Origin of the sequence: Promicromonospora sp. NPDC023805, assembly GCF_040639635.1 — a bacterium.
Classification (GTDB): Bacteria; Actinomycetota; Actinomycetes; order Actinomycetales; family Cellulomonadaceae; genus Promicromonospora.
This window is the reverse complement of sequence record NZ_JBFAAH010000037.1, coordinates 33467-44025: the sequence shown is the minus strand read 5'-3', so window position 1 is coordinate 44025 and position 10559 is coordinate 33467. Positions and strand designations below refer to the sequence as shown.

Here is a 10559-nt window from a genome sequence, read left to right as displayed (position 1 = left end):
GCGCCAAGACCACCGCCGCCGCACCGACCGTCATCGCCGACGACGTCCTGGACTGGATCAGCCGACGCTGACCCAATCCCAAACAGGCCCTAGGTACAGGGACGGTTGCCATGAGGTACACCACGCGAGTCGATGAGCGGTATCTCGAGCTACGCGACGCCACCTGGCGACCGCCCCTGGACCCCGGCGCGATCAGCGGGCTGGTCATCGACGATCACAATGACCGTCCCCTGATCGTGACGGGCATCAGCATGGGACCCGTCGAGATCGAAGTACAGGCACGACCCGGTCCACCCGAACCTGCGGCTGACTCTTCTCCGTGGGAAGAGATCGTGGAGTTCAGCATCCAAGCCGGCGAGGCCCCTGTACTCGTCGTCGGCGGGCAGGATGCCGCGAGTGCTTCCGCCCGGATCAACCCGGCCGGCCCGGGGTGGTACCGCGTCCGGGTACACGCCGCAGGCCGGGGCAATGCCCCCGACCTCGTGGTGACCGACCCGATGGAGAGATATCTCGTCCAGTCCTGGCCGCAGGGGTACGCCGACCCAAAGCCGATCGCCCTCACGCGCACGAGCAGGGCGGCGGCGGGTGCTGCTGCGGCCAGGCAGGCGCTCGAGATGCTCGAGGTCGACCTTGCGCCCGAGATCGCGAACGACCCCGAGCGCGCGGCACGGGCCAATGCTCGCCTCCGGAAGGCCCGCGAGACTCTACAGCGGCTCTCAGAACGCAACTGAGGTGGCGTGCGAGCAGACGAACTAGGGTCCTCCGGCCGGCCGAGCCGACGGGCCCAGTTGCTCCGTGCCTGCGAAGGGGTAGCGCAGCGTGCCCCGCCGTCGCCGGTCCCGGTCTCCGATGGTGCCGTCCGGGGATGTCATACAGGCGGCCCTGCTGGCGTCCAACCGTTAGCCTGATCTCGAGAGGCAACCGCCTCTCACGCCGATGACTCAGCCCACCTGGCTGTTGGCATCGTGCCCACCGGCTGAGCTGGTGGCAACGGCAACTGATCGATGAAACCCCACTGGTGCCCAATCTGGCGTTCGTCAAGGCATCGCACCAGGTCAGCGCGGTGAAGCGCATTCATGGGCAAAAGGTACTGCTCTGCCCGTTCTAGGTCGACTACCTCGACGGGCGCGGCGTGCTGCCTGCGTAGCTGCTTCACCCTGTGAGCTCAGATTCCACCCACGAGCCGGGCGAGCGAAAAGATGACGAAGGCAGCGACCGGCAGCATGAGGATGCCGAGCGCCGTCGCGTTGAGCACACGGTGGTCACGCAGCAGTGCTATGAACTCGCGCAGCAATGCGCTCGGCAGGTAATAGCGCGCGGTACGCGCGCCGATGGCATGCCCCGCGATTCCGAGCTTGCGAAGCAACGTGGCCGCACGGAACGCGTGATAGTCGTTGCTGACGGCCAGCACCGGCCCTTCGACACCGGACTCGGCGAGCAGCGTTCGCGAGAGCTTGAGGTTCGCCTCGGTCGTCGTCGACTTGGTCTCGACGAGCATGCGGTCCGCAGGAGCACCGAGGGCGCGCGCGTACTCGGCCATCGCCTCCCCTTCGCTGCGCGGCTCGTCGACGCCTTGGCCGCCCGAGAGCACGAGTACCGGCGTGAGCTGCTTGTTCTGGACCTCGACGCCGAGTGCGACACGCTGAGCAAGCAGCGGTGGCACCCGCCCCCCGATAAGTCCGGACCCGAGAACCACGACGGCGGCCGGCGTGGCTGCTCGACGCGCGAGCCGGGCATAGGCGAGCGACCAGCCGAGGAACGCGGCGAACGCCGAACCGATATAAGCGACCGGTGCGACGAGGAGCAGGAGCATGACCGCCAGCTGCAGCCAGCCCGTCCATACCGCAAGCACGCCGACCGCGATCACACCGAGGATGGCGACACCTACCAGCAGTGAAAGCTTGTTCGCGAGAGATCGGCGTTCGCGGCGTCGCATCGTCATGCCGTTGATCACGAGCGCGACACCCAGCGCGACACCCGCTACGAGTGGCACGACAAGCATGAGCAGACCACCGACCAGGTTTCTTGTCCCGTCGTCGAGCCCTGCGAGCACGGCACCGAGCTCGAGCATGCCCCCTACCACCCACGCCACGAGCGACATCGCCGCGAGGCCGAGCAGTACTCCGGGCAGGAGCCGCCGAGGATCGCGACGGGCGACCACGAGACCAGCGACAGCGAGGATGAGGGCGAGAGGTCCGGTCACCGCTCGATCTTATGGACAACCGCTCATCGCGGCGCGGTCCCATGCCGAGACCATGGCGTGGAGCGCAGAGGTCGGCGCTCTCGGACCTGCGTGCTCGAGTTGGGTGCTGGGTGAGATCATCAGCGCCGCGAGTTGCGCAGGTCGATCCGAAGGTTCTCCGCGATCCCTCGCGGACGTCACTCCGCTCGACGACATGGTGAAGGGCGACGGACAGCCGGCGAGACCGGACGGGCGCCCTGGGGCGAACGACCGGCCGGGGTGATTCCCAGAACGCACGGAAACCGGAATACTTCCCAGGTGATCCGGATCCTGCGCTCCCTGTCGGTCGGTTTCCTCCTGGGCTGGCTCCTGCTCGCCGCTCTCGGGCTGGGCGGAGGTGTGCCGGGCTGGTGGCTGCCCACAGCATTGGCGATCGGCGTCCTGACGGTCATCCTCTCGACCGTCGTGACGGGCCTTTCGAGCGCTGCCGGGAGCGTGCTGCGTCCCGCGCCGTCGGACGACGCGATCGCCACCGCGGAGCGCGAGGGGCGTCTGCACCTGGCCAGGGTCGTGGACATCTCGTCGACCGGGACCCAGATCAACGACAACCCGGTGGCCGAGCTGCAGCTCGTCGTGGCGACGTCGTCCCGTTTGCCGTACTCGACGCGGACGCGGGCACTGATCGACCAGGTGCGCCTGCCGCAGTTCCAGCCGGGCAACGTGGTGGTGGTGCTGCAGGTGAAGGCCGACCAGCCCGCGGTCACGCTCGTCCAGTCGCCCCCGCAGAGCTGGCGCGACAAGGTCGCGGACGACACCCGTGTGGGCCGGATGGACCACGCACCCGAGTGGGTGCAGGAGCCGAGCACGACCCGCGACGCTCGCGGGATCCTGCGGATCCCGGCCGCGGTGCTCGTGCTGCTGCTCGTCGTCGGCTTCGCCGCCCGCCTCTATCCGGTGCGCGCGGAGCTCGCCGAGATCCTCGCGGGCGCCTCGCCGTCCGCGGTCGCCGACGCCCGGACGCTACGTCTCGAACGGGCGGAGAGCACCCTGGACCCGGCGCGCGCCCAGGAGGTGATCGACGACCTCGTCGCCGAGGCGGGACACACCAGCTTCACGGAGGTCCACCTCGGGTCCACGGCCGCCACGGGCACCGTGCCGACCGCGCCGGACGCCGACACGACTGACGACATCGACTGGCGGGACGGCAAGGTCACGGCCCGGGAGCCGTCGCTCATCCAGCCGAGCGGCGACGAGCTGCCCCTGCAGACCTTCGACGCCGCCGACGTCGACTGGGCCGGGCTCCAGGGGCTCGCCGACCGCCTGCCGGAGCAGGGCGGCTTCGAGCTCGAGGACGCGCCGTCGGTCACCGTGAGCGTACCGTCGCGTACGTTCAACGAGGACGACCTCCCGTACCAGATCAGCGTCTGGGGGTCGGGGGCGTACCACGACGCGTCGGTCACCTACGACCCGGACGGGAACGTCATCAGCATGAACGGGGGCGCGGCCGGGTCCGAGATCGCGGCCTGGGTGGCAGCGGAGCAGGGCTGACGGCGAGGTCCTGCAAGACCTGACCTGCACCGCACACATTCCGGAAGAGCGCCGCTGACGATGCGGCTCTGACCGGAGGAGCCGACATAATGCGACGGAGCAGGCTGATGCAGGGCGGGGCGGCCGCCCTGATGATGCTGGTCGGTGGTTGCGCCCAGGCGGATGCTGCCGGCGGGTCACCCGTCAGTGACGATGCTGGGAAATCGGAGGAGTACCTCTGCCAGGGCACGCGGGTCCCGGCGTCGGTGCTGACCGACGGCCCTACCGCCGACCAGCTCGGCGAGGAAGCGGCCGCCGCCCTGGACGGAGCGAGCGTTCCTGACATCGAGCCGGAGCAGTGGCGCGTGGTGACCGAGTCCGGCACGAAGGTCTATCTCGTCCGAGAGCTCCCGGAGCCGCGGGACAGCGACGGCGAGCAGCGCACGCACGAGGTCATGGGCATCGAGTGGGTCGATCAGACCGAGGACGGCGGCGAGGGCTGGCAGCTCTGGCAGCAGAGCGACTGCGCGCTGCGGTACGACCTGGGTGACCTCGGTAGCGCGGTAGTGGCGCTCGACCCCGACAACCCTCCGGACCCCGCTTCCTCGCAGGTGCACCTGCTCGTCACCGAGTTCGCGTGCGCGAGCGGCGAGCTGTCCGAGGGCCGGGTCACCCTGGAGCGCCTGGTCGAGCACGAGGACCGGGTGGAGCTCGTGGTCGGCGTCGAGGCCCTGCCGGGCGTTCAGACCTGCCAGTCCCACCCGCCGACGCCGTTCACGGTCGAGCTGGACGAGCCGCTCGGCGACCGGACCCTGGTGGATGCCGCGGTGTATCCGGAGCGGGAGCTGGCGGCAGCAGCCTCGGCGGAGTGAGCTCAGGCGGGCCTGGTCGCACGCTGTGCCGGCGGGGCGCGCTCGAGCGCGATGCGCGTCCCGCGGTCAGCCGACCGGCACGCTGAGGAGGCGGTCGTCGCCGTCCCCGGGGGTGCCACGGCCGTCGGTGTTGTTGGTGAGGAACCAGAGGTCGCCGTCGGGGGCGGAGATGACGGCTCGGAGGCGCCCGTACGCGCCGGCGTAGAAGTCGGTGGACGTGGTGGGGTCGGCGACCGGGACGGCGCGCAGCACCTGGCCGCGGAGGTTCGCCAGGAAGATGGTTCCGCCGGCGATGGCGATGCCGCTCGGGCTGGCCTGCTCGGGGCTCCACTGCTGCACGGGATCCAGGTAGTCCTCCCGTCCGGCGATGCCCTCGACGTCGGGCCAGCCGTAGTTGCCGCCGGGGGTGATGACGTTGAGCTCGTCCCACGTGTCCTGCCCGAACTCGGCGGCGAACATGGTCCCGTCCTCGGCCCAGGCGAGGCCCTGAGGATTGCGGTGCCCGTAGCTGTAGACGAGCGAGTCACCGAACGGGTTGTCGTCCGGTACATCGCCGTCGGGGGTCATGCGCAGGATCTTCCCGGCGAGGCTCTCGACGTCCTGCGCGGAGTCGCCCTGTCCGGCGTCGCCGACGGTGGCGTACAGCATGCCGTCCGGGCCGAACGCGATGCGGCCGCCGTCGTGGTGGCTGGCCCAGGGGAGGCCGTCGACGACGGTCTCGGGCTCACCCAGGGCGAGCGCGCCGGGCTCGCCGGTGACCGGGTAGCGCTGGATGCGGTTGCCGTCCGGGCCGGTGGAGTAGGCGTAGAGCCGGTCCTGGTCGTCGACGGCCAGCCCGAGCAGCCCGGACTCGCCGGCGTGCACCACGCCCTCGACCGTCCCGATGGCCCGGGTCTCGTCGCCCGTGACCTCAAGGACGGTCCCGTCGTCGCGCTGGCTGATCAGGGGAGTGTCGCCGAGGAAGGCGACGGACCAGGGCGCGGCGAGCCCGGTGACGACGTCGACCGGCTCGTCCGCCGGGGCCACCGCGCCGGACTCGCGGGAGGGCGCCGGAGGCGTCGACGACGGCTTCGTCGACGGCGTCATCGACGGCGAGGCGGGAGTCGATGCCGAGGGGGAGGCGGACGGCGTCTGCGCGGCGGTGCACGCCGCGAGAGCGAGGCAGGAGAACGCGGCGACGGCGATCAACGACTGGAGGTGGCGGGGACGCATCAGGTTCCTAGGGTCGGGCAGAGGGGTGAGTGGTCAGGCGTCGAGGGGCCTGGAGAACACCCGGAAGTCGCCCTGGGTGGTGTGCATGTTCCACAGAGTCCGGGCCAGTGCCGTCGGATCGTTGGTCGGGTCTCCGGCCTGGATCGCGCCCGGGATGATGAGCTGGCCGACGTGGATGCCCTGGGGCGCCAGTACGTCGTGGAGCATCCCGGCGTACGCGCTCTCGCCGGCGAACGCGACGGAGGTGCCGCCGACGGCGGGGTTGGGGCGCGCGCCGCTGCCGCCGTTGACGAACAGGACGGTTCCCCGCCCGAGGGACCGCATGCCCGGCAGGACCTGCTGGACGGCGGTGACCGGGCCGAGGACGGAGAACTCCACCGCTGCGGTCAGGTCGTCGACAGTGGTCTCCAGGACGGGCCGCAGGAACTCCCGCTGCGGGATCGGGCTGTACTCGAGCACCTCGATGGTTCCGAGCTCCTCTGAGGCCCGTCCGAGGGCCCCGACCAGCGACTCCGGGTCGCGGACGTCGGCCGCGTAGCCGCGCGCGGTGACGCCGTCGGCCTGGAGGTCGGCGGCGAGCTGGTCGAGGCGTTCCTGGTTGCGGGAGACGAGGGCGACGGCGAAGCCCTCGGCGCCGAACCTGCGGGCGACGGCGGCGCCCAGGCCTGGGCCCGCGCCCACGATGGCGATGGTGGTCATGATGCTCCTTCGGTGTGTCGTTGCTGCTGCGTCATCCTTGGCGTGTCAACTGTCGACGACCTCGATGCTCACCTCGCCGCTCGCGAGCTGGTCGAGCTGGTCACGGCCGGCCTCGTAGGTCCCGAGGTGCAGGGTCTGGTCGGAGTACTCGATGCCGTCGGCGTTGTAGTAGAAGCCGATGTTGCCCCACGGGGTGAAGTAGATGAGGTCGCCGTTCTCGGGATCGGAGCCCGGCGTGCCGTCCACGTCCAGCTCCCGGGGCGGGTAGCCGATCTTCTCGCGGCCGTTGAGCTCCTCCAGCTCCATCGTGAGGGGCAGCAGCGAGAGGAAGTCACGCGTGGTCGGGGTCTCGGCGCCGATCGTGACGTCCACGGACGTGCCCCCGCCGGTGAAGCGCACGACGGTGCCCTCGACGCGTGTCGGGGCGGTCTCCGTCGGCGACGCGGTCGGCGACGCGTCTCTCGACGCAGTTCCTGAGGCCGTTCCTGACGGCTCCGGCGTCGTGCTGCCGCAGGCAGCCAGCAGCACGACCGCTGTCACGGAGACGAACAGCGGGAGTGGACGTCGCACAGGAAGCTCCTTGGGTACAGGTATCGGTACTGGGCAGGCCCAGGGGTGGCTCTCGCGGGCCACGGGCTCGACACACTCAGCCGAGCCGGTGTCCCGCCGCGGCGAGGACGTCGATGATCCGGGCCGGTTCGGCGATGTCGCGCGCGAAGACGTAGGCGACGGTGTATCCGATCTCCCGCATCTCCTCGGCCCTGCGCACGAGGTCGTCGGCGTCGTCCTGCGGGTCGAGGGTGAGCATCGCGGTCTTCTCGATCTGGCCGTAGTCACGGCCGACGGCGTCGCAGTGAGCGCGCAGCACGTCGAGCTTGTGGCCGGCCTCCGGCCCCGCCGCGATGTTGCAGGCGTCCGCGTACTGCGCCACCAGGCGCAGGGTCCGCTTCTCCCCGCCACCGCCGATCATCAGGTACGGACGTCGCAGCGGCCCCGGCGAGTCCAGCGTGCGTCCGAGCTGGTAGTGGGTGCCCTCGAACGGCTCCTCGGAGTCGGACCACATCTGCAGGCAGATCCGGATGGCCTCCTCCAGCCGGTCGAACCGCTCCTTCACGGGCGGGAACGGGAACCCGAGACCTTCGGACTCCTCGCCGTTCCATGCCGCTCCGATGCCCAGCCCGGCTCGTCCTCCGGAGAGGGCGTCGAGGGTGGTGATGGCCTTGGCCAGCAGTGCGGGCTCGCGGTAGATGACGCCGGTGACGAGAGTGTGCAGCAGAGCTTTCTCGGTGTGCGCGGCGATGAACCCGAGCGCCGTGTACGCCTCGTACATCTCGTGCTCGACCGGGCCTACGCCTTGGATCTGCCAGAAGTGGTCCATCACGGTGATGCGCGTGATGCCGGCCTGCTCGGCACTGCGTACGTGCTGCGCGAGGGTCGGGCCGAGCGTGGGCGCTCCACCGGTCCAGCTGAAGTCGGCGATGTGCAGACCAAGTTCCACGGTGCGGTTCCTTTCCTTGCTCGTCCTTGCCCTCCCTGCAGGGTTCGTGACGGCGTAGCGGCGATCGGTGGCTCTGTCGGAACTCATCAAAACGCTCGGGTGCCCGGGTGTGGGAGGCCCGGACAGAACCCCTCAGGCATCGGCACCGGGTGAAATTGCTAGACCGTGAAGTATCTTCATCGCGATATTCTTTCCGCTGCAGGTTCGGAGCCCTCCCTCGTGGGGCAGGAGCCGCGTCAGTCAGCACCAGAGGAGGACCCCGTGAACCCCGCCCCCAGGCCCAGCCAGACGCCGTCAGCGAGCGATATCGAGGAAGTACTCGTCAGCGGCGCCCGACCTCCCGTCGGTCGGTACCGGCTCGACCTGGCGACAGGGGAGTGGGCCTGGTCGGACGAGGTGTACGTGATGCACGGCTTCCAGCCGGGCGAGGTGGTGCCGACGACGCCGCTGATGTTGTCGCACAAGCATCCGGACGACCGTGGCCGGGTGGACGGATTGCTCCAGCGGGCGGCGGAGACCGGGCAGCCGTTCAGCTCGGTGCACCGCATCGTGGATGCCTCCGGAAGTACCCGCACGCTGGCCGTCACCGGCCAGGGCCGGCGGGACCCGGCCACAGGTCGGATGACGGAGCTGTTCGGGTACTTCATCGACGTGACCAAGGCGCAGCGCGAGGCAGCGGCTCGCGAGGCGTCGGCCTCGATCCAGGCGTCCTCGGAGCGCCGTGCGGTGATCGAGCAGGCCAAGGGCGTGCTCATGGTCGTTCACGGCATCGAGGAGGACGAGGCGATCGAGCGGCTGCGCGAGGCGTCCAACGAGTCGAACCTCCCTCTGCGGGACATCGCTTACTCGCTGGTGCAGCTGTTCTCCGGGCCGGATGTCACGGAGTTCCCGACGAGCGAGATCATCGACGAGTTCCTGGCCGCCCCGGTCCTGTCGGACGACCTCTGACGCCCTGCGCTGCTACGCAGTACCAGGACAGCCAAGAACTCAATTCCCGCCCGCGCCGCCACCTTGTAGAGCTCATCGTTGGGGACGACCTCCGTGCGATGGATCGACTTGTCGGAGTTCATCACCGTCCGCATGACGTTCCCACCCCACGGTGCTTCTTCCGCCTTGAAGGCGATCGGCTGGTCAGGAAAGTTCCTCGCTCCCGGGCCGGACCGCAAGCGGCTCCACGCCAGGAGCCGAAGTGGTCACCGCGGACGTAGACGGCGAAGTCACCTACTTCACCGAGAAGGCTCTCCGGCTCGTGGAGGGCTAGGAACGCCACCCCCTTACGCTGCTGCGATGACCTTTCGGCTGGCTGCCTACGCCCTCTGCATCGATGCCGGGCGTGTACTGCTCGTCCATCACCGTGCGACCGACCACTGGACGTTGCCCGGCGGCGGCGTCGAACATGGCGAGGACCCGATCGAGACACCGGTTCGCGAGCTCCACGAGGAGACCGGCTACCGCGGTGCGGTCGAGCGGCTGCTCGGCGTGGACTCCCGGATCATCCCGGCAGCGGAACGACTCCGGCCGGGACCCGAGCACCAGAACGTCGGCATCTACTACCGGGTTGCGATCACGGGTGGCGACCTGCGGACAGAGCCCGACCCCGAGATCGTCGCGGCGGCCTGGGTTCCGATCGACGACGTCGCGAACCTCAGGCGCTCGTCGCTCGTCGCGATCGGGCTCGGCCTCAACGAGCACACGCCGGCCGACGGTCATGTCGTGCCGGTCGCCGTCGGCGGCCTCCTCGAGCACTGACAGCACAGCGCTCGTTGAGTGCGGGGTATTTGTGGGACAGCGGCCGCCGGTCCCACAAATAGCCCGCACTCAACGAGCGTTCTGACAGATGCTTACTGGTTCAGGGCGTCCTGGACGGTCTGCGCCAGGCCCTCGGGGCTGGTGAGCTCGAGCTTTTCGCCGTCCAGGAAGAACGTGGGTGTGCCGCCGACGCCGAGCGCCCGGCCCTCGTCGAAGTCGGACTGGACGCGTTCGGTGGTCGCCGGGTCGGCGACGGCGTCGTCGTAGGCGTTCATGTCCAGCCCGAGCTCCTGGGCGAAGCCGCGAAAGACATCTGCCCTGGAGTTCTGTGCCTCGCCCCACTCGCCCTGCGTCTCGTACATCCGCTGGTACATCGGCTCGAGCTGGCCCTGTGCCGCGGCGGCCTCGACCGCGACGGCGGCATTGGTGGAGTTGGTGTGCGACGGGATGGGGAAGTAGCGCATGACGACGGTGAGCTCGTCGCCGTGCTCCGCACGCAGCTGCTCGACCGTGGGGTAGTAGGCGCGGCAGACCTCGCACTCGAAGTCGAGGAACTCCACGAGCACCGCCTTCTCGTCGGGCGCCTGGTTCAGGACGTGGCTGTCCTCGCGCACGACGTCGGCGGCGGCGGTGTCGCGTTCGGGGGTGGCCAGGATGTACGCGACCAGGAGGCCGAGCAGTCCGAGCACCCCGATCAGGAGCACGAGCTGGAGCAGGCGGCGTGAGGTCAGGCGTTCGGTGATCGGGCGCTGGGGGGCTGGGCGCTGTGCAGTCATGGGTTTCCTTTGGGCGGGGGCCGAGGCCAACTGGGGATCGTTCG

The 10559-nt window shown here is 69.7% G+C and carries 11 protein-coding genes; 5 read left to right on the top strand and 6 right to left on the bottom strand.

All coding sequences use genetic code 11. The features are described from left to right. Window positions 1-110 precede the first annotated feature (110 nt). Window positions 111-731: a hypothetical protein gene (locus AB0F70_RS25335; protein WP_357455301.1), complete on the top strand. Its 621-nt coding sequence runs from the start codon at window positions 111-113 to the stop codon at window positions 729-731. A gap of 434 nt (window positions 732-1165) precedes the next feature. Here the strand turns inward: AB0F70_RS25335 and AB0F70_RS25330 are convergent, their stop codons facing one another. Continuing rightward, window positions 1166-2203, bottom strand: a complete 1038-nt coding sequence (locus AB0F70_RS25330) for a YdcF family protein (protein WP_357455298.1) — start codon at window positions 2201-2203, stop codon at window positions 1166-1168. Between the two features lie 297 nt (window positions 2204-2500). Between AB0F70_RS25330 and AB0F70_RS25325 the strand changes: the two genes are divergently transcribed. Both AB0F70_RS25325 and AB0F70_RS25320 read left to right on the top strand, forming a co-directional pair. Beyond that, window positions 2501-3730: a hypothetical protein gene (locus tag AB0F70_RS25325; protein ID WP_357455295.1), complete on the top strand. Its 1230-nt coding sequence runs from the start codon at window positions 2501-2503 to the stop codon at window positions 3728-3730. A gap of 89 nt (window positions 3731-3819) precedes the next feature. Continuing rightward, complete coding sequence (locus AB0F70_RS25320) at window positions 3820-4581, top strand: hypothetical protein (protein WP_357455293.1); 762 nt, start codon at window positions 3820-3822, stop codon at window positions 4579-4581. Window positions 4582-4647: 66 nt separating this feature from the next. On the opposite strand, the gene AB0F70_RS25315 is transcribed toward AB0F70_RS25320, so the two are convergent. From AB0F70_RS25315 to AB0F70_RS25300, 4 genes are all read right to left on the bottom strand, one after another. Continuing rightward, window positions 4648-5793 carry a PQQ-dependent sugar dehydrogenase gene (locus tag AB0F70_RS25315; RefSeq protein ID WP_357455290.1) on the bottom strand — a complete coding sequence of 382 codons (1146 nt, stop codon included), beginning with the start codon at window positions 5791-5793 and terminating at the stop codon, window positions 4648-4650. Window positions 5794-5826: 33 nt separating this feature from the next. Next, window positions 5827-6492, bottom strand: coding sequence for an SDR family NAD(P)-dependent oxidoreductase (locus tag AB0F70_RS25310; RefSeq protein WP_357455287.1), 666 nt, complete (start codon window positions 6490-6492; stop codon window positions 5827-5829). A gap of 45 nt (window positions 6493-6537) precedes the next feature. Beyond that, on the bottom strand, window positions 6538-7062 hold the full coding sequence (locus tag AB0F70_RS25305) for a cyclophilin-like fold protein (RefSeq protein ID WP_357455284.1): 525 nt from the start codon (window positions 7060-7062) through the stop codon (window positions 6538-6540). Window positions 7063-7138: 76 nt separating this feature from the next. Next, the gene (locus AB0F70_RS25300; protein WP_357455281.1) at window positions 7139-7990 is read right to left on the bottom strand and encodes an LLM class F420-dependent oxidoreductase; all 852 of its coding nucleotides are present in this window, start codon (window positions 7988-7990) and stop codon (window positions 7139-7141) included. 261 nt (window positions 7991-8251) lie between these two features. On the opposite strand from AB0F70_RS25300, the gene AB0F70_RS25295 reads away from it, so the two are divergent. Both AB0F70_RS25295 and AB0F70_RS25290 read left to right on the top strand, forming a co-directional pair. Then, window positions 8252-8938 (top strand): PAS and ANTAR domain-containing protein, encoded by a 687-nt coding sequence (locus AB0F70_RS25295; protein WP_357455278.1) that lies wholly within the window; start codon window positions 8252-8254, stop codon window positions 8936-8938. Between the two features lie 339 nt (window positions 8939-9277). Continuing rightward, on the top strand, window positions 9278-9739 hold the full coding sequence (locus AB0F70_RS25290) for an NUDIX domain-containing protein (RefSeq protein ID WP_357455275.1): 462 nt from the start codon (window positions 9278-9280) through the stop codon (window positions 9737-9739). A gap of 92 nt (window positions 9740-9831) precedes the next feature. On the opposite strand, the gene AB0F70_RS25285 is transcribed toward AB0F70_RS25290, so the two are convergent. Then, window positions 9832-10515 (bottom strand): thioredoxin domain-containing protein, encoded by a 684-nt coding sequence (locus AB0F70_RS25285; RefSeq protein WP_357455273.1) that lies wholly within the window; start codon window positions 10513-10515, stop codon window positions 9832-9834. Window positions 10516-10559: the final 44 nt, after the last annotated feature.

Excerpts from the sequence above, each read along its gene's own strand:
- AB0F70_RS25320 (WP_357455293.1), top strand. The coding sequence starts at position 3,820 with ATGCGACGGAGCAGGCTGATGCAGGGCGGGGCGGCCGCCCTGATGATG.
- AB0F70_RS25335 (WP_357455301.1), top strand. The coding sequence starts at position 111 with ATGAGGTACACCACGCGAGTCGATGAGCGGTATCTCGAGCTACGCGAC.
- AB0F70_RS25285 (WP_357455273.1), bottom strand. The coding sequence starts at position 10,515 with ATGACTGCACAGCGCCCAGCCCCCCAGCGCCCGATCACCGAACGCCTG.
- AB0F70_RS25290 (WP_357455275.1), top strand. The coding sequence starts at position 9,278 with ATGACCTTTCGGCTGGCTGCCTACGCCCTCTGCATCGATGCCGGGCGT.
- AB0F70_RS25310 (WP_357455287.1), bottom strand. The coding sequence starts at position 6,492 with ATGACCACCATCGCCATCGTGGGCGCGGGCCCAGGCCTGGGCGCCGCC.
- AB0F70_RS25315 (WP_357455290.1), bottom strand. The coding sequence starts at position 5,793 with ATGCGTCCCCGCCACCTCCAGTCGTTGATCGCCGTCGCCGCGTTCTCC.